At 69.9% G+C, this 21,007-nt stretch carries 18 protein-coding genes; 11 read left to right on the forward strand and 7 right to left on the reverse strand.

Going from position 1 to position 21,007, the window contains the following annotated elements; all coding sequences use genetic code 11:
* Positions 1 to 91: 91 nt before the first annotated feature.
* The 4 genes from AB0436_RS05145 to AB0436_RS05160 all read left to right on the forward strand — a co-directional run bounded on the left by AB0436_RS05145 (position 92) and on the right by AB0436_RS05160 (position 3,860).
* Positions 92 to 697 carry a TetR/AcrR family transcriptional regulator gene (locus AB0436_RS05145; RefSeq protein WP_366466331.1) on the forward strand — a complete coding sequence of 202 codons (606 nt, stop codon included), beginning with the start codon at positions 92 to 94 and terminating at the stop codon, positions 695 to 697.
* A gap of 267 nt (positions 698 to 964) precedes the next feature.
* Positions 965 to 1,633 carry a ThuA domain-containing protein gene (locus AB0436_RS05150; RefSeq protein WP_366466332.1) on the forward strand — a complete coding sequence of 223 codons (669 nt, stop codon included), beginning with the start codon at positions 965 to 967 and terminating at the stop codon, positions 1,631 to 1,633.
* Positions 1,618 to 2,700: a Gfo/Idh/MocA family oxidoreductase gene (locus AB0436_RS05155; protein WP_366466333.1), complete on the forward strand. Its 1,083-nt coding sequence runs from the start codon at positions 1,618 to 1,620 to the stop codon at positions 2,698 to 2,700. The genes AB0436_RS05150 and AB0436_RS05155 overlap by 16 nt, the downstream gene beginning before the upstream one ends.
* A gap of 83 nt (positions 2,701 to 2,783) precedes the next feature.
* A complete protein-coding gene (locus AB0436_RS05160) occupies positions 2,784 to 3,860 on the forward strand; it encodes a LacI family DNA-binding transcriptional regulator (RefSeq protein ID WP_366466334.1) in 1,077 nt (358 codons plus the stop codon).
* 155 nt (positions 3,861 to 4,015) lie between these two features.
* Here AB0436_RS05160 and AB0436_RS05165 read toward each other — a convergent pair whose 3' ends face one another.
* The 4 genes from AB0436_RS05165 to AB0436_RS05180 are packed head-to-tail and all read right to left on the reverse strand — an operon-like array spanning position 4,016 to position 9,082.
* Positions 4,016 to 4,951 carry a carbohydrate ABC transporter permease gene (locus AB0436_RS05165; RefSeq protein WP_366466335.1) on the reverse strand — a complete coding sequence of 312 codons (936 nt, stop codon included), beginning with the start codon at positions 4,949 to 4,951 and terminating at the stop codon, positions 4,016 to 4,018.
* A 6-nt stretch (positions 4,952 to 4,957) separates the two neighbouring features.
* On the reverse strand, positions 4,958 to 5,899 hold the full coding sequence (locus AB0436_RS05170) for a sugar ABC transporter permease (protein ID WP_366466336.1): 942 nt from the start codon (positions 5,897 to 5,899) through the stop codon (positions 4,958 to 4,960).
* Positions 5,900 to 5,924: 25 nt separating this feature from the next.
* Complete coding sequence (locus AB0436_RS05175; protein WP_366466337.1) at positions 5,925 to 7,223, reverse strand: extracellular solute-binding protein; 1,299 nt, start codon at positions 7,221 to 7,223, stop codon at positions 5,925 to 5,927.
* Positions 7,220 to 9,082, reverse strand: coding sequence for a sugar-binding domain-containing protein (locus AB0436_RS05180; RefSeq protein WP_366466338.1), 1,863 nt, complete (start codon positions 9,080 to 9,082; stop codon positions 7,220 to 7,222). The genes AB0436_RS05175 and AB0436_RS05180 overlap by 4 nt, the downstream gene beginning before the upstream one ends.
* Before the next feature lie 117 nt (positions 9,083 to 9,199).
* Between AB0436_RS05180 and AB0436_RS05185 the strand changes: the two genes are divergently transcribed.
* Positions 9,200 to 9,661, forward strand: a complete 462-nt coding sequence (locus AB0436_RS05185) for a YchJ family metal-binding protein (protein ID WP_366466339.1) — start codon at positions 9,200 to 9,202, stop codon at positions 9,659 to 9,661.
* A gap of 17 nt (positions 9,662 to 9,678) precedes the next feature.
* Here the strand turns inward: AB0436_RS05185 and AB0436_RS05190 are convergent, their stop codons facing one another.
* Positions 9,679 to 10,557 carry an RNase H family protein gene (locus tag AB0436_RS05190; protein ID WP_366466341.1) on the reverse strand — a complete coding sequence of 293 codons (879 nt, stop codon included), beginning with the start codon at positions 10,555 to 10,557 and terminating at the stop codon, positions 9,679 to 9,681.
* A gap of 278 nt (positions 10,558 to 10,835) precedes the next feature.
* On the opposite strand from AB0436_RS05190, the gene tdh reads away from it, so the two are divergent.
* From tdh to AB0436_RS05210, 4 genes are all read left to right on the forward strand, one after another.
* Positions 10,836 to 11,864: an L-threonine 3-dehydrogenase gene (tdh, locus tag AB0436_RS05195; protein WP_366466342.1), complete on the forward strand. Its 1,029-nt coding sequence runs from the start codon at positions 10,836 to 10,838 to the stop codon at positions 11,862 to 11,864.
* Between the two features lie 26 nt (positions 11,865 to 11,890).
* A complete protein-coding gene (locus tag AB0436_RS05200; RefSeq protein WP_366466343.1) occupies positions 11,891 to 13,078 on the forward strand; it encodes a glycine C-acetyltransferase in 1,188 nt (395 codons plus the stop codon).
* Entirely contained in the window at positions 13,075 to 13,989 is a 915-nt protein-coding gene (locus tag AB0436_RS05205; RefSeq protein ID WP_366466344.1) for a LysR family transcriptional regulator, read from the forward strand. The genes AB0436_RS05200 and AB0436_RS05205 overlap by 4 nt, the downstream gene beginning before the upstream one ends.
* A gap of 174 nt (positions 13,990 to 14,163) precedes the next feature.
* Positions 14,164 to 15,189, forward strand: coding sequence for a LacI family DNA-binding transcriptional regulator (locus AB0436_RS05210; RefSeq protein WP_366466345.1), 1,026 nt, complete (start codon positions 14,164 to 14,166; stop codon positions 15,187 to 15,189).
* Between the two features lie 61 nt (positions 15,190 to 15,250).
* On the opposite strand, the gene AB0436_RS05215 is transcribed toward AB0436_RS05210, so the two are convergent.
* Positions 15,251 to 15,565: a hypothetical protein gene (locus AB0436_RS05215; protein WP_366466347.1), complete on the reverse strand. Its 315-nt coding sequence runs from the start codon at positions 15,563 to 15,565 to the stop codon at positions 15,251 to 15,253.
* Between the two features lie 168 nt (positions 15,566 to 15,733).
* On the opposite strand from AB0436_RS05215, the gene AB0436_RS05220 reads away from it, so the two are divergent.
* Together AB0436_RS05220 and AB0436_RS05225 are read left to right on the forward strand one after the other, a co-directional pair.
* Complete coding sequence (locus tag AB0436_RS05220) at positions 15,734 to 17,212, forward strand: FGGY family carbohydrate kinase (protein ID WP_366466349.1); 1,479 nt, start codon at positions 15,734 to 15,736, stop codon at positions 17,210 to 17,212.
* Positions 17,213 to 17,283: 71 nt separating this feature from the next.
* Positions 17,284 to 18,918 carry a fucose isomerase gene (locus AB0436_RS05225; protein WP_366466350.1) on the forward strand — a complete coding sequence of 545 codons (1,635 nt, stop codon included), beginning with the start codon at positions 17,284 to 17,286 and terminating at the stop codon, positions 18,916 to 18,918.
* Positions 18,919 to 19,252: 334 nt separating this feature from the next.
* Here the strand turns inward: AB0436_RS05225 and AB0436_RS05230 are convergent, their stop codons facing one another.
* Positions 19,253 to 21,004, reverse strand: a complete 1,752-nt coding sequence (locus AB0436_RS05230; protein WP_366466351.1) for a glycoside hydrolase family 6 protein — start codon at positions 21,002 to 21,004, stop codon at positions 19,253 to 19,255.
* Positions 21,005 to 21,007 lie beyond the last annotated feature (3 nt).

Raw genomic sequence — 21,007 nt, forward strand, 5'->3', positions numbered from 1 at the left:
TCGGTACGCTGGCGTATCGGTACACTTGATTTCCGATGTTGCTCGTCACACCGACGGCCACCACCGACGGCCACGCCGAAAGGGAGAGCTCATGCCGCCCCAGGACTCCGCGACACCGTCCTCGCGCTCCAAGATCACGCCGGAGCGCGAGCAGGAGTTCTACCAGGCAGTGCTGCAGCTCCTCCGGGAGAGCGGCTACGACGCGCTGACGATGGAAGGCGTCGCATCGCGCTCCCGCTGCGGCAAATCCACGCTCTACCGGCAGTGGGGCAGCAAGCCCCAGCTGGTGGCCTGCGCCTTGCGCGGGACCCGTGGCGGAGCCCTCACCGCCATCGACACCGGCAACCTCGCAGATGATCTGCGCGAGGCCGCGAAGGCGCTGGGCGCACACTCCGGGCGCGACACCCCGCTGATGCACGCCATCAGTCACGCGGCTCTGCAGAACCGGGAACTGCTCGAAGCGCTCCGGGAGGGGCTTCTCGAACCGGCCGCGGCAGCGATCGACGCCATGATCGCCCGAGCCGTGGCACGCGGCGAGGTGCCCGCCGGCCATCCGGCGCTGGAGTTCGTCGCAGCGCAGTTGATCGGGGCGCTGCGGGTACGCCCGATGCTGGAGGGCGAGTACGTCGACGCTGACTACCTGGTCCGTTTCGTCGAGGGCGCGGTGCTCCCCGGCCTCGGGCTGGCCAGGACCTGATGGCCCGTCACCCGGCCTGATATCTCAAGACCGGCGACCGTCGTCCCGGGATGACGACGGTACGCCCGCGCCGCACCGTGGGGACGGGGGCGGCGCGTGCCGCCGCCCGGAACCGGCCCGCCCGCCGGCTCCGGGCGGCGACGTATCAGCCGTCGGGAAGGAACTCCGCAGCGCGGCCCCTCGTTGGCCGGGGGACTCGCGCGCTCACGAAGCTCCGGTCCCTCGCCGGACCGTGCCGCGCACCACCGACGGGAGTGTCCGACGACCATGACATCCGAGACGTCCGCCACCCGCAAGGCCCTCGTCGTCCGCGGCGGTTGGGAGGGCCATCAGCCGGTGAAGACCACCGAACTCTTCCTGCCCTTCCTCCGCGATCGCGGATTCGACATCGATGTCAGCGAGACACTCGAGGTGTACACCGACGCCGAACGGCTGGCGGCCACCGACCTGGTGGTGCAGTGCTGGACGATGGGCGAGATCACCGGAGAGCAGAGCGAGGGGCTGGCCGCCGCCGTACGCGACGGAACCGGACTGGCCGGCTGGCACGGCGGCATCGTCGATGCCTTCCGCGGCGATGTCGGCTATCACCAGCTGACCGGGGGTCAGTTCCTGATGCACCCGCCCGGCTTCGTCGATCACGCGGTCAACCCGGTGCCGGAGCGGTCCGACCACCCGGTGATCGCCGGGCTCGGTGACTTCCGGGTCGACACCGAGCAGTACTGGATGTCGACGGACCCGCTGGTCGACGTGCTGGCCACCACCGTCTTTCCGGCAGGCGGCGAGCGCGACCGGGCCGTCACCATGCCCGCCGTCTGGACCAGGAACTGGGGCGCGGGCCGGGTGTTCGTCTCCACCATCGGGCACAAGCCGGACGACTTCGACGTGCCCGAGGTGCGGACGCTCACCGAGAGGGGGCTGCTGTGGGCGAGCCGCTGAGGATCGGCCTGGTCGGCGCGGGACGGATCAGCGGCGCCTATCTGGACACACTGGAACACCTCGACCGCATACGGCTGACCGCGGTCACCGACCTCGACACCCGCCGAGCCGGGACCGCGGCCGCGCGGATACCGGGCGCCGAGGTCGTCGGCTCGGCCGCCGAACTGGTCGCCAGGGCGGATGTCGACGCCGTACTCAACCTCACCGTCCCCGCGATGCACGCCGAGGTGGCCCTGGCCGCACTCGCCGCAGGCAAGCACGTGTACGGCGAGAAGCCACTCGCCGCGACCCGCGAAGAGGCTGACGCGGTCGTCGCCGCCGCGCGGGCCGCCGGGCTGCGGGTGGGCTGCGCGCCCGACACCGTACTCGGCACCGGGACCCAGACCGCGCGCAAGGCCGTGGACGACGGGCTGATCGGCACCCCCGTCGCCGCCACCGCCTTCATGACCACCGCCGGGCACGAACGCTGGCACCCGGACCCGGAGTTCTACTACCGGCCCGGCGGCGGGCCGCTGCTCGACATGGGTCCGTACTACCTGTCCGCCCTGGTCCACCTGCTCGGCCCGGTCGTCCGGGTCACCGGCGCGGCGTCCCGGCCGCGTCACGAGCGGCTGATCGGCAGCGGGCCGCGCGCCGGGGCTCGCTTTCCGGTCGAGGTGGACACCCATGTCACCGGCGTGCTGGAGCATGCGGGCGGCGCACTCACCACTCTCGTCATGAGCTTCGACATCCAGGCGGCGAGACTGCCGCGCATCGAGGTGCACGGCACCGAGGGATCCCTCTCGGTCCCCGACCCCAATGGATTCGAGGGGCCGGTGGAGCTGCACAGGCCGGGTGGGGAGTGGGAGACGCTGCCGGTATCGGCGGGCCGTTCAGGGGCCGGGCGCGGCACCGGGCTCGCCGATCTGGCGGAGGCGCTGGCCGACGGCAGGCCGCACCGGGCATCGGCCGAGCTCTCCCGGCACGTCCTCGATGTGATGCTCACCCTGCTCGACTCCGCGCACCGGGGCTCCGCACTGCCCGTCGCGAGCAGCTGCGCCCGTCCCGAAGCCGTGTGCCTGCGGTGAACCGGCCCCCGGTACGGGTGCGGCCGCTGGTACGGGGGGAGGGACGGCGCGCCCCGAGTTCCGTCGCGCTCTAGGATCGGTCGATGGTCACGGGGAACGAGCACGACGCAATCGGCGCGAACAGGCCCGGCGGGCGCGGCGGCGCGGTGAAGAACGCCAAGATGAAAGATGTGGCCGCGCTCGCGGGGGTGTCGCCGAAGACCGTCTCCAATGTCATCAACGGCTTCGTGCATGTCGCACCGGGGACCCGCGAGCGGGTCGAGCAGGCCATCCGAACCCTGGGCTACCGTCCCAACGTCAGCGCCCGCAATCTCCGCCGCGGTCGCACCGGGATGATCGGTCTGGTTCTGCCGGAACTGAACATTCCGTACTTCACCGAGTTGGCCGAGCAGTTCCTCGCCGTCGCCGAGGAACACGGCAGGACTCTGCTCATCGAGCAGACCCTGGGTGACCGCGCCCGGGAGGCGGCAGTGATCGACGGCCTCGGCGACCAGGTCGTCGACGGGATCGTGCTGAGCCCGCTGGGCCTGCACGGCCAGGCGCTCGCCGAACGGGTCGACGCGATGCCGCTGGTGCTCATCGGGGAGCGTCCCAGCGGCGGACTCACCGACCATGTGGCGATCGACAATGTGTCCGCCGCTCGGGAGGCCGTGGCCCACCTCATCGCGGGCGGCCGCCGGCGGATCGCGGCCATCGGTGCCCAGCTCGAACCCGACGTCGGCACCCCGCTGCTGCGGATGGCCGGATACCACCAGGCGCTGCGCGACGCCGGGTTGCCCGTCGACGAACGGCTGGAGATCGAGACGGCCCGCTACCACCTGGCGGACGGCGCCGAGGCGATGCGCACGCTGCTGGACGCGGGCGACCCGCCGGACGCGGTGTTCTGCTTCAACGACGCGCTGGCTCTCGGGGCGCTGCGCACCCTGTACGAGCGGCGGGTGCGGGTGCCGCAGGACATCGCGGTCATGGGCTTCGACGATGTGGACGCCGGCCGTTACGCGATCCCCAGTCTGAGCAGCGTCGCCCCCGACAAGGCGGCCGTCGCCCGGCAGGCGGTCCAGCTGCTGCTGGACCGCATCGAAGCGCCGGACACCGCCGCGCGCGAGATCGTCATCGGGCATCAGCTGCGGGTCCGGGAGAGCTCGGCGATCACCCGCTGACTCAGGACACCACGGCCGGCCCGGCTCCAGATCGAGCTGCGTACGGGGTCGGTCAGTGCGGTGATGTGCAGCGGCAAGGTGGCTCCATCGGGAGGCGGCGGACGGCCCGGCGAAGTCGGTCAGCCGCCGGGCTGGCGCGCAACCGGATATCGGTGCTACTGACCGCCGAGCCCGGTGGTCGCCACCGACTTCACGATCTGCCGCTGGAAGAGCATGAAGACGATCAGCAGCGGGATCCCTGCCAGGATCGAGGCCGCGGACGTCTGCGCGTACATCAGGCCGGAGGAGTCCTTGATCGTCGAGAGGCCCACCGGCAGCGTCATCAGGCCGGGGTCGCTGGTGCTGATGAACGGCCAGAGGAAGTTGTTCCAGGTGGTGATGAAGACGAAGATCGCGACCGCCGCCAGGATCGGCCGGGACAGCGGCAGCACGACATTGGCGAACACCCGCCAGCTCCCGGCCCCGTCGATACGTGCCGCCTCCTCCAGCTCGCGCGGCACGGAATCGAAGAACTTCTTGAGGATGTACACCATCGCGGGCGCCACCACCTGGGGGAGGATCACCGCCGCATAGGTGTCGACCAGATTCATCGACAGCATCTGCCGGAACAGCGGCACGATCAGGATCTGCGGCGGAACCATGATCGAGGCCAGCGTCACCGCGAAGAACACCCGCCGTCCGCGGAAGAGCGTGCGGGAGAAGGCATACGCGGCCATCGCGGAAACCAGCACGGTCAGCGCCGTCACAGCGGCGGCGATCAGCAGGCTGTTCAGTGCCCAGACCGGGATGTTGCCCTGATCGAAGATCTTCCGGTACGCGTCCAGGTTGAAGCCGCCGCCGGGGAACCAGCCGCTGTCCGTGCTGGCGTCGACCTCGGTCTTCAGCGAGGTGTCGATGGTCCAGGCGAACGGCAGCAACCAGGCGGCTGCCATCACGACCAGCGCCAGCGACGACAGCACGCGGGCGGCAGGCCCGGTGCCCAGGGTGGGATGCCAGCCCTGGCTGCCACCGGCGCGGCGGCGGGCGACCTCGCGCGGCATGGGGCTTCGCGGTGGCTTCCCGCTCGTGGGTGCGAGTGTGTCCGGTGCCATGACCCGTCAGTCCTCCCTGCGCGAAAAGATCTTGAGTTGGGCGATCGAGAGGATGACGACGATCGCGAAGAAGACATAGGACACCGCTGACGCGTAGCCCAGGCGGTAGTTGGCGAAGCCGGTGTCGTAGATGTACTCGAGGATCGGCTTGGTGGAGTTGTTCGGGCCGCCCTTGGTGAGCAGATAGATCTGGTCGAAGACCTTCAGCGAGGCCAGCACCTGCAGCACCGCGATCAGCGCGGTCGTCCGGCGCAACTGGGGAAGAGTGATCGACCACAGCCGGCGCCAGGCGCCGGCCCCGTCGATCGCCGCCGCTTCGTAGAGATGGTCCGGCACGGCCTGGAGAGCGGCCAGATACAGCAGGAAGTTGAAACCGACCGTCCACCAGAGCGTGAGCAGCGCGATCGACCACATTGCGTACTTCTCGTCGACCAGCCACCCGATCCCGTCGATGCCCACCGCCCTGAGCATCGAGTTGAAGAGACCCAGGTCCGGTTGGAACAGCAGGGACCACACCTGGGTGACCACCGCCACCGGCAGCAGATACGGCGCGAAGAACGACAGCCGCCATACCCACTGACCCGGCATGCCGGTGTGGACGAGCAGCGCCATCACCAGCGCCACCACGACGAGCGGTACCGAGGTCAGCACGGTGAACCAGACGGTGTTCCCGAGACTCGTCCACACCTCCGGATCGGTCAGCGCCTCGGCGTAGTTGTTGAGTCCCGCGAAGGTGCCGTCACCGTGTCCGGTCAGGCTGGAGTCGGTGAAGCTCATCCACAGGCCGTAGCCGATCGGTACGACCAGGAAGAGCAGGAAGAAGGCCAGGAAGGGAAGGGCGAACGGCCAGCCGGAGGGGCCGGTGGCACCGCGGCGGGACCGGCCGGCCGGGCCGGACCGTGCGGTGGCGCGCCGGGGGATGCGCAGCGGAGTGCGCAGCGAACTCATGGCAATCGCTCCTTGTCGCGCGCGGTCAGGCCGGATTCGGCTTGGACAGCAGGTCGTTGATCTCGGAGACCATCTTCTGCACGGCTTTTTCCGGGGCCGCGCCGGAGATCAGCGTCAGTTGCAGGGCCTGGCACATCCGGTTCTGGAAGTCGGACCCGGAACCGGTGAACCACGCCTGCGGGTCGAGCGCCGGATGGTTCGCCGCCGCCGCGTACTCGTGCTGCGGATGCAGCTGCCCGTAGGCCTTCGACGCGGTGACCGGCAGATAGGCCGGGATGTGGCCGCCGCCCGCCCAGGCCAGGCTTGATTTGAGCAGTTCGGCGGCGAACCGGTGCGCGTGCCGCCGCTTCGCCGGGTCCACGTGGTTCTGCCGGGGCAGCACCAGCGAGTGACTGTCGGCCGCCCCCGCCGGCTTGTCGAAGATGGTCGGGAAGGGAGCGGCGCCGAGCTTGTCCTTCTTCGCGGTACGGAAGGTGTTGAGGTCCCATTCGCCGTTGAAGATCAGCGGGGACTGTCCGTTGGCGAAGTCGGCGATGGCGGTGGGGAGATCCATGGTGCGGCAGTCGGGGCGGATGACTTGCGCCATGAAGCGCACCACCTCGACCGAGCGGTCGATGTCGATGTCGGCGCGCGCGCCGGTGAGATCGAAGACGCCACCGGTCTGGCTGAACAGGGTCCAGAACATCCGCCAGGCGTTGGCGCCGTCGTTGACGTGCCCGAACACCGGGCCGAGTTTGCCGTTGTCCTTCCGGAGCTTCTCGGCCACTTCCAGGTAATGTGCGGGCGACTCGAATGGCAAGGGCCGGCCGTCGCTCCTCAGCAGGCCGGATCTATCCATCATGTCGTGGTCGTAGAACATGATGAAGGGGTGCGTGTCGAGTGGTACGGCGAACGGCTTCCCCTCGTACTGACAGCGCTTGAGCACCGTCGGGTTGATGTCCTGGCGTCGCACCCCGAACTCGGCCAGCAGATCCATGTCCCAGGGATCGAGCAGACCGCCGGGTGCGTACCCGGGCAATCGGGTGAGGTGCATGACGGCGATGTCGGGGGCCCGCCCGCCGACCGAAGCCATCGCGAGCTTGGTGTAGTAGGGCGCTCCCCAGTCGAGAACCGTGGTCTTGACCTTCAGACCGGGCACCCGGTCCTCGATCTTCCGGGTCATGTCCTTCATCAAGTTGCCGTCCGGGCCCGAGAAGAGATTCCAGTACTGGATCTCGTCGGCGCTCGCCACGCTCCCGGCCACCGAACCGCAGGCGCCGATCGCCGGCAGCAGCGCACCCGCGCCGGCCCCGCGCAGCAGCGCGCGCCGCGACAGCGGACTCATCGCTGCGGCTCCTCGTACACCGCGGGCCGCTGCTGGGCCGCGCGCAGCCGCCCGGTGTCCAGCTTGGCGGTGCGGTCGAAGTGGTAGACGCCGTTCTGCTCCTGGAAGACGTCGGTGAGCTGGGTGTAGCAGTAGCCGAACATGTCCGGGTCGTCGAGCAGGACCCCGGTCAGGCCGGCGAAGCGCTCCTGGAACTCCGCCTCGGTGCGCGGGCGTTGCCCGTATCCCCAGGAGGTCCCGCGGTCGTCACCCGAAGAGGCCGCCGCCTCAGCCGGGTTCCACCAGATCCCGCCGAACTCACTGCAGAAATAAGGCTGTCCGCGGTATGGCAGCGACCAGGCCGGCGCGTCCGGCCCCTGGTCCTGCGGATTGACGAACGGCTCGTTCTTCTCCAGACCGGCCATCTGAGCCCGGAACGCCGCCGGGTCCTGTTCGTAGTTGTGCGAGTCGTAGACGTCCGTCTCCGCCACTCGATGCGCATAACCGGACGCGTCGATCACCGGCCTGGAGGTGTCGGCTGCCTTGGTGGCCAGGAACATCGCACGGGTGACCTCGTCCAGCACGGTGGGCCGGTCGCGCAGCTCCTGGTGGGTCTCGTTGAGCGGGCACCAGCCGACGATCGACGGGTGCGAGTAGTCGCGCTCCACGGCTTCCAGCCACTGCGCGGTGTACCCGGCGGTCGGCTGCTGATTGTCCCCGGTGGTGCGTCCCTCGCTGCATCCCCAGTCGCCGAACTCGCCCCACACAAGGTACCCGAGCCGGTCCGCGTGGTGCAGAAACCGCTCCTCGAAGACCTTCTGGTGCAGCCGTGCACCGTTGAACCCGGCGGCCATCGACAGCTCGATGTCCCGAACCAGCGCGGCGTCGTCCGGGGCGGTCATCAGCCCGTCCGGGTACCAGCCCTGGTCGAGGACCAGGCGCTGGAAGACCGGACGCCCGTTGAGCAGCAGCCGCTTGCCGTCCACCGCGACCGAGCGCAGCCCCGCGCTGCAGACCGCCGAGTCGACCACGGTGCCTGCCGCGTCCCGCAGCTCCAGGTCCACGGCGTAGAGGTGCGGATCCTCGGGGGACCATGGCCGGCGCCGGTCCTCGGGCACGGTCAGGACGATCCGGGGTGCCAGGTCGAGATCGGCCGGGACCGAGGCCTCGACCGCAGTGCCGTCGGCGTCCGTGAGCCGCGCGCCGATGCGGTGGCCGGGACGGTTCGCGGTGAGCGGGAGCTCCAGATGGAAGCTGCCCGAGCCCAGGTCCGGGGTGATACGGGGCCGGCGAAGGTGTGTCGCGGCGACCGGCTCCATCCAGACCGTCTGCCAGATCCCGGTCGTCCGGGTGTAGTGACAGGCGCTGTTGGCGTACTCGACCGACTGCTTGCCGCGAGCCTGCGGCCCGTGCCGCGCGTCCCTGGCTCGTACGACGATCACCGCTTCGCCGTTCCGCTGCGCCGCGAGATCGCCCAGTTCTACGGCGAAGGAGGTGAAGCCGCCGCTGTGCCGTCCTGCCTCGGTGCCGTTGACCCAGACGGTCGCGTCGTGGTCGACGGCACCGAAATGCAGCAGCACAGTGCGTCCGGCCCAGTCGGCGGGCACCTGGACCGTACGCCGGTACCAGACGGCGGCGTGGAAATCCGTCTCGCCGATGCCCGAGAGCTCGGACTCCGGGCAGAAGGGCACCTGGATCTCGCGGTCCAGCTCCGCGTGGACCAACCCGCGCTCCAGCCCGCTGTCGCCCGGGTCGAAGGCGAACTGCCAGGTGCCGTTGAGATTCAGCCAGTCCTGACGGACGAAACCGGGGCGCGGATACTCGGGTCGCGGGACTCCGTCCGGCGATCCGGACAGGGGGGCGGCGTAAGACAGGGACATCGCATCTCCGGTACGGGAGGGGTGAGTGGTCACATGTCAGCACTGGATTACATCGATGTAAAGCCCTGGGAGCGGTGGATTCCGCCAAGGTGGCGGCCTGCGGGCACAATGCTGGTCATGTCCCGACGTACTTCCCGGCCGCGACGGCCCCAGCAGCCCCCGCACCCTCGGCAGGACCGGCGCCCTCGCCCGATCACCGCGGATGCGCCTTGCCCGTGCGGCCTGCCGGCCCGCTACGGCGAGTGCTGTGGACGCTTCCACGCCGGGCGGGCCGCCGCGCCCACGGCCGAAGCGCTGATGCGCTCCCGTTTCAGCGCCTTCGCCGTCGGCGACGAGGCGTACCTGCTGCGCAGCTGGCATCCGGACACCCGGCCACCCCGCGTCGCATGCGATCCGGGGCAGCACTGGCAGCGGCTGGAGATCCTCGAAACCACCGACGGCAGTGCCTTCCACACCAGGGGTACGGTCACCTTCCGCGCCCACTACACCTACCGGGGCGAGCCCGGAGAACTCGAGGAGCGCAGCACCTTCGAGCGCCACGACGGTGCCTGGGTCTACGTGGACGGCATCAGCGGATGAGGTCGCCGGTCGCGGCGCTATGAGCGGGCGCGCGCGCCCGTGACCTGCCAGCGGGAGACGGCTTCGGTCGCGATGGCGGCCGCGGTCGCCCGCGCCGTGCCCGGGTCGACATGGCCCGCGACCGCGCGCCTCGCATGCAGGGCAAGCCGGTCGGCGCCCTCGTTGAGCGGATGGCCGTCATGGCCGCGCACCCAGCGGAGCAGTACCGGCGGGCGCGCCGCCAGCTGTTGACGGATGGCGTGCAGGGTGCCGTGGACCCGGGCGCTGCGGGCCTCCGGTGCACGCCAGGGCCCGCCGGGCCGGGCTGGGAAAAGGCTGTTGACCAGCCGGATGGCAGCCCGGCTGTCGCACAGCACCGTGAGGTCATGGGTGGTCGGCGCGCCCTTCAACAGCTCGTGGACGCCGTGCAGTTCGGCCTCGAGCGGCTCGGTGCACCGGGCATGCCCGAAACCGAAGGTGCCGTCCTCCGCCAGCCAGGCCCAGCTGCCCCGGCGGGTGTGGGAGGCGTGCGAACCGTCGCTGGCCGCGGTCAGCGTCAGCCGGCCCCCCGTGGCGTCCCTGAGGATCCGGCGTACGGTCTCCGATGCCCGGTTGTGCAGCAGGCTGCCGCCGATCACGCTGCGCGGCGCACAGACCGTCAGGTAGGGGAGACGCGGGCCGAGTTCGCCCAGCGCCAGGGCGAGCTTCTGATCGTCGCAGAGCAGCGCGACCGGGCGCGCCTGCACGGCAGGCGGGCGCAGCAGCAGCACTTCCACGGCGGCGAGCAGCGCCTGGGCGTGCGTCGTGCCGCGCGGGCAGACTGCTTCGGCGCTCCAACCGGTGTGCTCGGCGAGCGCCCAGGCGCGGCGCCCGGAGCGTTTGGCGACGACGAGTGCGGTCAGCGAGGGTGCGGTCACTGCAGACCTCCGGTCCGGTACGGACACGAATGCTTGCTGTCTTCCCTGACGTACGAGCGGCCTCACAGGTTCCCGAGAAGAAAGGTTCCCGAGGCGGAGGGTTCCCGAGGAGGAGGATTCCCGAGCAGAAAGCCGAGGGCCGCCGTCGCACAACGCCGCGTGAAGCTCCGCTGCGACCCCGCTTAAGAAATCCTCGATGGACTTGAGCGGCCACCGCTCGGCAGATTGGGGCTGTCCACGCACCACCACGCGCACCACCGTCACCGGGAGCCGCCGCGATGAAGGCCCTTGTCAAGCAGCACGCCGAGCCGGGGCTGTGGCTCATGGACGTACCCGAGCCGCAGACCGGCCCCGGCGATGTGCTGATCAAGGTGGCCCGCACCGGTATCTGCGGCACCGATCTGCACATCCGGTCCTGGGACGGCTGGGCCCAGCAGACCATCAGCACACCGCTGGTCCTCGGCCACGAGTTCGTCGGCGAGGTGGCCGCCGTCGGCGCCGATGTCACCGGCATCGCGGTCGGCGACCTGGTCAGCGGCGAGGGGCACCTGGTCTGCGGAAAGTGCCGCAACTGTCTGGCCGGTCGCCGGCACCTGTGCCGCTCCACGGTCGGGCTCGGGGTGGGCCGCGACGGCGCGTTCGCCGAGTATGTGGCGCTGCCGGCGTCGAACGTCTGGGTGCACCGTGCCAAGGTCGACCCGGACGTCGCCGCGATCTTCGATCCGTTCGGCAACGCGGTGCACACCGCGCTCTCCTTCCCGCTCGTCGGCGAGGACGTACTGATCACCGGCGCCGGCCCGATCGGGATCATGGCGGCAGCCGTGGCCAAGCACGCGGGCGCACGCAACGTGGTGATCACCGATGTAAGTCCGTACCGCCTCGAACTGGCACGCAAGGCGGGGGCCACCCTCGCGCTCAACGTCGCAGAGCAGCCCATCGCCGAGGCCCAGCGCCGTCTCGGCCTCAAGGAGGGCTTCGACATCGGCCTGGAGATGTCCGGCCGGCCGGAGGCCATGCGCGACATGGTGGACAACATGACCCACGGCGGCCGGATCGCCATGCTGGGCCTGCCCGCCGAGGAGTTCGCCGTCGACTGGGCGAAGATCGTCACCTCGATGATCACCGTCAAGGGCATCTACGGGCGGGAGATGTTCGAGACCTGGTACGCGATGACGGTGCTGCTCGAAGGCGGCCTGGACCTCACCCCGGTGATCACCGGCAAGTACGCCTACCAGGACTTCGACGCCGCTTTCGACGAAGCCGCCGGCGGGCACTGCGGCAAGATCATCCTCGACTGGACGGCCTGACCCCCACCCCCTGCATAGGAGCCCCGATGTACGAGTCCGTCCGTGACGAGCTGCGCACCACCCTCGACGAGATCCGCGACGCCGGCCTCTTCAAGCCGGAGCGCGTCATCTCCACCCCGCAGAGCGCCTCCGTCGGCGTGACCTCCGGCGAGGTGCTGAACTTCTGCGCCAACAACTACCTCGGCCTCGCCGACCACCCGGAGGTCGTCGCCGCGGCCAAGGACGCCCTGGACCGCTGGGGCTACGGCATGGCATCCGTGCGCTTCATCTGCGGCACCCAGGACGTCCACAAGCAGCTCGAGCAGCGCCTGGCCGCCTTCCTCGGCCAGCAGGACACGATCCTCTACTCCTCCTGCTTCGACGCCAACGGCGGCGTCTTCGAGACCCTGCTCGGCGACGGCGACGCGGTCATCTCCGACGCGCTCAACCACGCGTCGATCATCGACGGCATCCGCCTCTCCAAGGCCCGCCGGTACCGCTACGCCAACCGCGACATGGCCGACCTGGAGCGGCAGCTGAAGGAAGCCACCGAGGCCGGCGCCCACCGCCGGCTGATCGTCACCGACGGTGTCTTCTCGATGGACGGTTACGTCGCCCCGCTCGGCGAGATCTGCGATCTGGCGGACCGCTACGACGCGATGGTCATGGTCGACGACTCGCACGCCGTCGGCTTCGTCGGCCCGGGCGGCCGCGGAACCCCCGAACTGCACGGCGTCATGGACCGGGTTGACATCATCACCGGCACCCTCGGCAAGGCGCTCGGCGGCGCGTCCGGCGGCTATGTCGCCGCCCGCGCCGAGATCGTCGCCCTGCTGCGTCAGCGCTCGCGCCCGTACCTCTTTTCGAACTCGCTCGCCCCGGTGATCGCCGCCGCCTCCCTCAAGGTGCTCGACCTCATCGAGTCCGCGGCCGAGCTGCGGGAGCGGCTGGACGCGAACACCCGGCTCTTCCGCACCGGGATGACCGAGGCCGGCTTCGAGATCCTGCCCGGCGACCACGCCATCGCCCCTGTGATGATCGGCGACGCCGCCGAGGCGGGACGGATGGCGGAGCTGCTCCTGGATCGCGGGGTCTATGTGATCGGCTTCTCCTATCCGGTGGTCCCGATGGGCCGGGCCCGGATCCGCGTCCAGCTCTCCGCCGCGCACTCCACGGCCGACGTGCAGCGGGCGGTGGCGGCCTTCATCGACGCACGGGCGACAATGGCAGCGTGATCGACCCTCGCCGTCTGCGCATTCTGCGGGCCGTGGCGGACCACCGGACGGTGACCGCGGCGGCCGCAGCGCTCTATCTGACCCCCTCGGCCGTCTCCCAGCAGCTCGCCGCACTGGAGCAGGAGACCGGGCACTCCCTGCTGACCCGCAGCGGCCGGGGCGTTCGGCTGACCGCTGCCGGTGAGATCCTCCTCACCCACGCGCACGCCGTGCTCGCCCAGCTGGAGCGCGCCGAGTCCGAGCTCGCGGACTACGCCGGCGGCGCCGCCGGCGAGGTCACCGTGGCCGCCTTCGCGACGGGCATCGCCGAGGTACTGGCCCCCGCCATCCGGGACCTCGCGGACCGTAGTCCGGGCATCCGGGTACGGGTCAGGGACTCCGAGGGCGACGAGAGTCTCACCCTGGTACTGGACGGCGAAGCCGACCTGGCGCTGGCCGTCGAGTACCGGGGAGCACCCCGCGCGGACGACGTGCGGCTGGCCAGGGTGCCGCTGTACGCGGAGCCCTTCGACGCCGTACTCCCCGGCGGGCACCCGCTGGGCCAGGACCCGCACCTGGCACTCGCCGACCTCGCGGCCGACGACTGGATCGGCCCCTACCCCGGCAACCCCTGCCACGACGTGGTGCTGCTCGCCTGCGAACAGGCGGGTTTCGAACCGCGCCTGGTGCACTCGTCGGACGACTTCCGGGCGGTCGTGGCCCTCGCCGGGGCGGGCGCCGGAGTCGCCCTGGTCCCGAGGTCGGCGCTGCGCGGCATGGAGCTGAAGGACACCGTGGTACGCCCGGTGGAGGGCCCGGCCGCGACGCGGCGGGTGTTTGCCGCCGTACGCCGCGGGGCCGAGCGGCACCCGTTGATCCGGCCGGTGCTCGACGCGCTCGCCGGGTCGGCGGCCGGACTCCCCACCGGCTGAGCCGCCGAGCCCGCATCACCGAACACGACGCCGAAGAATGACGATGCCCTTGTCACACCCGTATGAAATCCTTTTCAACCACAAGGTAGGCTGAGCGGTAGACACGCCGGTGGTCTGTCGGAGTCCCGGGCCCGGACAGTGAAGCGGCGTGGACGACGAAAGGATACGGAACCAGTGGCGACGATCCACGACGTGGCAAAGGCCGCCGGAGTATCGCCGGCAACCGTCTCCCGGGTCTTCAACGGCGGCAATGTCACGGCCGCACGCGTGCGCTCCGTACAACAGGCAGCCGCGGCCCTGGGTTTCGCGCCGAACCGGGTGGCGCGATCGCTGCGCAAGCAGCAGTCGAGCGTGATCGGACTGATCATCCCCGACATCGAGAACCCGTTCTTCACCTCGCTCGCCCGCGGCGTCGAGGACGCGGCGCAGCGCACCAGCCTCTCGGTCGTCCTGTGCAACTCCGACGAGGACACCGGTAAGGAGCGCCGCTACCTGGAGATCGCACTCGGCGAGCAGATGGCCGGTGTGATCGTCGCCGCGGCTTCGCGGGACTCGACGGATCTGCAGCCGCTGATCGCGCGGGGCGTCCCGGTGGTCGCCGTCGACCGCAGACCGCATGACGCCGATGTGGACGCGGTCATGGTGGACAACCAGCACGGCGGCGAGGTCGCCACCCGCCATCTGCTGGGGGCCGGGTACCACAGGATCGCCTGTATCACCGGGCCGGAGGGTGCCTCCACCTCCGAGGAGCGCCTCGCCGGTTTCCGCTCCGCGATGAGCTCGGAGGCCCGCAGCGCGGGCGAGCGCTTCGACCCCGCGATCCTTCAGGCCTACGTCCGGCACGCCGACTTCAGGGTGGGTGGGGGACGGCTCGCGATGCGCGATCTGCTCGCGATGTCCGAGCCGCCGGACGCGGTGTTCGTCGCGAACAACCTCATGACGGTCGGAGTGCTGGAAGCGCTGCGTGAGGCAGGCAAGGAGCCGCCCGGCGTGGGCGTCCTCTCGTTCGGAGGCGTGCCGTGGGCTTCGCTGGCCCGGCCGGCGCTGACGACCGTCGAGCTGCCTTCGTACGACCTGGGCCGCACCGCGGCCGAGCTGTTGCTGCAGCGCATGTCGGGCAGCACGGCAACGCTGCAGACGGTGGTACTGCGCACAAAGCTCGAGGCACGTGCGAGCACCGCGGGACCGGTCGAGGCCTGATCCCGCGGTGCTCGGGTTGTTGCGTGCAGGCTGTTACTTGGGCCCGGATGTCTTGATCGGCTCAACGATCCGCCGCTGGAAACAGCGCAAGCATCGGCAGCGCCGCCACCGTCGCCGCGGCGAGGATGTAGTTCCGGTTCGATCCGTACTGCGTCTGGAACGAGACGATGCCCGACTGGCGACGGTCAGACTCTCGTCGTTGGTCGCGACCAGCGGCCAGACGAAGGCGTTCCAGTTGGCGAGGAAGAAGAACACCGCCAGCGCGGGGAGCACCGGACGCGACATCGGAAACGGGATGCGTGCCGCGCGGCGAACCGGCGGCATGAGCGCGGTGAATGGTGGGGCGCCGCTGCTCAGTGGGCCACTTGAAAACCATTTCACCACGGCCCCGTAAGGCTGTGCTGTCGGGGTGTCAAGATATGAGACATTCCGGCGTCGAGTCCGACGAGGCAAACACCTTGTGTGCAGCGAATACAGGAGTCGGAGCCGTAGCAGAGGTCTCGCTCTCTTGACCGTGAAATCGATTTCTGTCAGCGTAGGGCGCATGCCTCGCAACGCAGTCATCGGTGTGGACATCGGCACCTCGAGCAGCAAGGGCGTACTCGTCGGCCTCGACGGTGCGGTGCTCCGCTCGGCCGTCCGTGAACACACCCCATCCCGCCCGGGCCCCGGCCGCTTCGAAATGAGCGCGGCCATCTGGTGGCGGGAATTCACCGAACTGGCACAGGAGTTGACCGCTGCAGGCGATGCCGCCGTGGTGGCGGTCGGCGTCAGCGGAATGGGCCCCTGCGTCCTGCTGACCGACGAACACGACACCCCGCTGCGCCCCGCCATCCTCTATGGCGTCGACACCCGCTCCGTCCGGCAGATGGAGCGGCTGGAACGGCAGCTCGGAGCCGAAGAGATCATCAGCCGGACCGGATCGGCGCTGACCACCCAGGCCGCCGGGCCGAAGATCGCCTGGATCGCGGAGGAGGAACCCGAGCTCTACGCCAGTGCACGCCGCCTCTACATGCCGAGTTCCTGGCTGACCCGCAAGCTGACCGGCGCCTACGTCCTCGACCACCACTCGGCCAGTCAGTGCACCCCGCTGTACGACACCGGAGCCCGTGACTGGTACGCCCCCTGGGCAGCGGCCGCGGCCCCCGGCATCGACCTCCCGCCGCTGCGCTGGTCGGGCGAGGCCGCGGGCGCGGTCACCGCCGACGCGGCGCGCGAGGCGAACCTGCCGGCCGGAATCCCCGTCATCACCGGCACCATCGACGCCTGGGCCGAGGCCCTGAGCGTCGGCGCGCAGCACAACGGCGACCTGATGCTGATGTATGGCACCACCATGTTCCTGATCCACACCGTGCCCAAGCCGCTCACCAGCGCATCCCTCTGGGGCACCGTCGGTGCGCTGCCCGGCACCCGCAACCTGGCCGGCGGCATGGCCACCACGGGCGCGGTGACCAATTGGCTGCGCGATCTGTTCGGCGAGCGCGGCCACACCGAACTGCTGCGTCTGGCGGACGAGTCGGGACCCGGAGCGAACGGCCTGCTGATGCTGCCGTACTTCTCCGGAGAGCGCACCCCGGTCATGGACCCGGACGCCAGGGGGGTGATCGCGGGTCTCACCCTGTCCCACACCCGCGGTGACCTCTACCGCGCGGCGCTGGAGGCCACCGGATTCGGGGTCCGCCACAACATCGAGGTCATCGAGAACGCCGGTGGTGACGTCCGCCGGGTGGTGGCCGTCGGCGGTGGCACCCAGGGCTCCCTCTGGACCCGGATCGTCTCCGACATCACCGGTCGCGACCAGGAACTGAGATCCACCACCATCGGCGCCAGTTACGGCGGCGCACTCCTCGCGGCGCAGCTGGTGGCGGACGTGTCCATCGACGACTGGAACCCGGTGCGCGAAACGGTGACGCCCCGGACCGAACACGCCCGGCGTTACGACGAGCTGTACGCCCTCTACCGGCGCCTCTACCCCGACACCTCGAGCGTCGTCCACTCCCTCGCGGCAACACAGGACCGCTGACCACGGGTCCCGCGAACGCCGCGTCCCTCCCCGGCCCAGCAGGGCCGGTCGCACACCCAACGGAGACCCGCATGACCCCCTACGTCCTGCCCGGAGTTCACCGCACGGCCGCCGCCGAGCCCGGCACCGTCTACACGGTCGCCAGCGGCGACCTGCGCCCCGCAGCCAACACCACCTGCTGGCCGACCCAGGAAAAGCTGGAGAACGACCTCTCCGCGGCGCTCACCGACCTCGGCTGGAAGGTCCACCGTGGCCACGATGTCGACCCGGCGAAGGGGCACGGCTTCATCGACAGTCAGCGGGCCGGTATCGAGGTGTTCAAGAACCTGCCCAAGGACGCGCCGCTCATCGTCGTCGAAGGCGTCTGGCAGTACAGCCACCACGTCCTGGCCGGTCTGCGCAGCCACCGCGGGCCCATCCTCGTCGTCGCCAACTGGAACGGCGAATTCCCCGGCCTGGTCGGCCTGTTGAACCTCGCAGGCAGCCTCACCAAGGCCGGCCGGGACTACTCCGTACTGTGGAGCCTGGACTTCACCGACGAGTGGGCCAGGAGCGGGCTGCGTACCTGGCTGGAGACCGGCGCCCTGACTCACGACACCGGCCATGTCCGCGATCTGCCCGCCCTGCCACAGGACACCGAGACGGAACTGGGCACGGCGCTGGCCCGGCAGCTGCGCGAGGAGAAGGCGATCATCGGTGTCTTCGACGAGGGCTGCATGGGCATGTACAACGCGATCATCGACGACGAGCTGCTCAACCCCCTCGGCATCTACAAGGAGCGCCTCTCGCAGAGCGCCCTGGTCGCCGAGATGGCGAAGGTCTCCGACGAGGAGGCACGTGCGGTGCGCAGCTGGCTCGACGACGCCGGCCTGACCTTCCACACCGGCACCGACGAAGCCACCGAGCTCACCGACACCCAGCTGCACAGCCAGTTCAAGATGTACATAGCTGCGCTCCGCATCTCCGACGACTTCGGGCTCGATGCCGTCGGTATCCAGTACCAGCAGGGCCTCAAGGACACGGTCCCGGCCAGCGACCTGGCCGAAGGCCTGCTCAACAACGTCCAGCGGCCGCCCGTGCGCAGCCGTGACGGTGCCCGCGAGCTGTACGCCGGCGCTCCGCTGCCCCACTTCAACGAAGTGGACGAGGGCGTGGCCGTCGACTCCCTGGTCACCAACCGCATCTGGACGGCGATGGGTCTCGACCCCGCCACCACCCTGCACGACATCCGCTGGGGCGAGGAGTACGAAGGCCGCTTCGTCTGGGTCTTCGAGATTTCCGGCGCGGTACCCGCCTCGCACCACGGTGGTTACGACAAGTCGTGGAGCATGCGCCAGCCGCCGATGTTCTTCCCGCTGGGCGGTGGCACCCTCAGCGGTGTCTCCAAGCCCGGCGAACTCGTCTGGTCGAGGGTGTTCCTGATGGACGGCACACTCCATGTCGACCTGGGCAGGGCGACCGCGGTGCAACTGCCGCAGGAGGAGACACAGCGCCGGCTGGACGCCACCAACCCGCAGTGGCCGATCATGCACGCCGAACTGCACGGCGTGAGCCGCGACCAGTTCATGGCACGGCACCGCGCCAACCACCTGAACGTGGCGTACGCGCCGGACGCGGCCACCGCGGACAAGGCGCTGCGCGCGAAGGCCGCGCTCTTCGCCGAGCTGGGCGTTTCCGTCCACCTGTGCGGAGACGTCACGCTGTAGGCGCGCCGGCAGACGCCGGGCGGCGGCGCGGGCAAGTGAACAACAAGGAACTTCCCACTGTTTCCGAGTGTCTGCTAGCAGTCCAGATGACCGATGCACCCAAGCCGCGGCCCGGCACCGCGACGGACGGCCGCAGTCGCCGACTACTGCTGACGGCCGGTCTCGGGACCGCGCCAGCGGTGGCCGGGCTGACCGTCGGAGCACCGCGGGCAAGCGCCGCCGCCCTCACAGGCAGCAAGGTACGAAACCTCACCGGTCCCCGCCGTCCGTGGTGGACACGAAACGGCGCGGACACCGTCAGGGGCGTCCGCGCCGTCGTTCGTGCCGGGGGAGATCAGAGCGCCGGGTAGGCGTTCTTCAGGAGCTGCTGGAACTGTGCGGAGAACCAGTGGCCCGCCAGCGGTGCGTTGGGCAGCGCACCGGACATGCTGTTGCCGTTGCGTGCGTTACCGGTGTACGTCGGGTCGCACATCCGGTCGAAGCCCTTGCCCTCGTCGTTGTCGATGGCAGAACTCGCGCCGTCGGACTCACCCGGCGGCTTGACCCACACGTAGGCGTCGATACCGGCGGCGGGAGCCGCCTGCGGCCGCTCGCCGATGCCGGCACCCGACTGGTTGCACCAGTTGCCGAGGTGGATGCGCTTGTCGGTGCGGCTGCCGTCGACGTACCCGTCCAGAGTGGTCTTGGCGGCCGGCCCGGTGGGACGGGCGGATCCGCCCCAGCCGTTGCGGGAGGTGTCGATCAGTGCGCCGATCCTGGAATCGAAGCCGACGCTGACCATCTCGGTGCGGAAGGCCTGGGCGAAGGACTGCTCGTCGACATAACGGTTCCAGTCGACCCACTTGGACTGACGCACCGAGGTGCCGTTCACCGCGTCGCTGATGGTGAAGTACGGCTCCGTGGTGGCGCCGTAGTTGGCGGTGTTGGCGATGATGCCCTGGACATCGGCGACCGTGGCGCCGGACGAGGTGGCCGCCTGGTGCAGTACCTGGGCGGTGGCGTTGAAGTTGTCGTCCCAGCCGATCCAGCCGTGGTGGCCGACATCGAGATAGTTGTAGACGTTTCCGACGGCGCCCAGCTTGTTCAGGGCATAACCGACACCGGTGATGTAGTTGCCGTTCGCCTTCATGGTGTCGCACTGGGGGGTGCCGGTCGGGCGGTCACTGGTGTTGGTCACCAGGTTGGGCAGCGAGTCGGGCTCGATGGTCGTGACGATCCTGAGGTTGGCGTACGCCGGGTCCTTGAGGATGGTGGCGATCGGGTCGATGTAGTCGCTCTCGTAACGGCCGATCTCGGTCGGGCCGAGCTCACCGTTGGAGGCGAGCGCCGCGCAGTCCCGGCCCGGCAGATCGTAGATCACGAGCTGGACGACGAACGGTTTGCCGGCCGCTTGCTTCACCGCCGCGTCGAGGTGGTCGCGCAGGCCCATGCCGCCGTTCACGCCGTTGATCGCGGCGATGCGGTCCAGCCAGACCGCCGTCGGCTGGCTGGATATCTTGCTGCCGCCCGGCTCGGCCGCCGCGAGCGCCGACCACTCGGGGTTCACGTAGACCCCGGCCCCCGCATAAGGGTTGTCGACCAAATCACCCGTGGCGGGCGGATCGGTCGGCGGGTCGGTGGGCGGGTCGGTCGGCGGGTCCGTGGGGTCGGTCGCGCCGTTGCAGGTGGTGCCGTTGACGGCGTACGAGGTCGGAGCGGCGTTGGAGCCGCTGTAGGCGAACTGGGCGCCCGCACTGGCCGTCGCGCCCGCGGCGATCGACTTGTTCCAGTCGGTCCCCTTCACGGTGACCGTCGAGCCCGACTGCGACCAGGCGGCGTTCCACCCGTTGGCCAGCTTCTGGTTGCCGGTGTAGGAGTAGGTCAGGGTCCAGCTGTCGAGCGCTGCCGAACCGACGTTGGCCACCGAGACGTTCGCGGTGAACCCGGAGCCCCAGTCGTTGGTGGTGTAGGTGACATTGCAGGCCACGGATGCGGCATGGGCGGTGCCGCTCATCCCGGTGGCGGTGGCCAGGCCTGCGGCCACCATGGCGGCTGCGGACAGTAAGGCCGTACGCGTACGGCGGGGTGGAGCAGTGGTGCGGCTCATCGA

Origin of the sequence: Streptomyces sp. NPDC051322 (genome assembly GCF_040689485.1) — a bacterium.
Classification (GTDB): domain Bacteria; phylum Actinomycetota; class Actinomycetes; order Streptomycetales; family Streptomycetaceae; genus Streptomyces.

Bases quoted from the DNA above. Each gene is read 5' to 3' on its own strand.
- AB0436_RS05170 (WP_366466336.1), bottom strand. From the start codon at position 5,899: ATGAGTTCGCTGCGCACTCCGCTGCGCATCCCCCGGCGCGCCACCGCA.
- AB0436_RS05215 (WP_366466347.1), bottom strand. From the start codon at position 15,565: ATGGTTTTCAAGTGGCCCACTGAGCAGCGGCGCCCCACCATTCACCGC.
- AB0436_RS05160 (WP_366466334.1), top strand. From the start codon at position 2,784: ATGGTCACGGGGAACGAGCACGACGCAATCGGCGCGAACAGGCCCGGC.
- tdh (WP_366466342.1), top strand. From the start codon at position 10,836: ATGAAGGCCCTTGTCAAGCAGCACGCCGAGCCGGGGCTGTGGCTCATG.
- AB0436_RS05175 (WP_366466337.1), bottom strand. From the start codon at position 7,223: ATGAGTCCGCTGTCGCGGCGCGCGCTGCTGCGCGGGGCCGGCGCGGGT.
- AB0436_RS05185 (WP_366466339.1), top strand. From the start codon at position 9,200: ATGTCCCGACGTACTTCCCGGCCGCGACGGCCCCAGCAGCCCCCGCAC.
- AB0436_RS05180 (WP_366466338.1), bottom strand. From the start codon at position 9,082: ATGTCCCTGTCTTACGCCGCCCCCCTGTCCGGATCGCCGGACGGAGTC.
- AB0436_RS05220 (WP_366466349.1), top strand. From the start codon at position 15,734: ATGCCTCGCAACGCAGTCATCGGTGTGGACATCGGCACCTCGAGCAGC.
- AB0436_RS05150 (WP_366466332.1), top strand. From the start codon at position 965: ATGACATCCGAGACGTCCGCCACCCGCAAGGCCCTCGTCGTCCGCGGC.
- AB0436_RS05200 (WP_366466343.1), top strand. From the start codon at position 11,891: ATGTACGAGTCCGTCCGTGACGAGCTGCGCACCACCCTCGACGAGATC.
- AB0436_RS05225 (WP_366466350.1), top strand. From the start codon at position 17,284: ATGACCCCCTACGTCCTGCCCGGAGTTCACCGCACGGCCGCCGCCGAG.
- AB0436_RS05145 (WP_366466331.1), top strand. From the start codon at position 92: ATGCCGCCCCAGGACTCCGCGACACCGTCCTCGCGCTCCAAGATCACG.
- AB0436_RS05165 (WP_366466335.1), bottom strand. From the start codon at position 4,951: ATGGCACCGGACACACTCGCACCCACGAGCGGGAAGCCACCGCGAAGC.
- AB0436_RS05230 (WP_366466351.1), bottom strand. From the start codon at position 21,004: ATGAGCCGCACCACTGCTCCACCCCGCCGTACGCGTACGGCCTTACTG.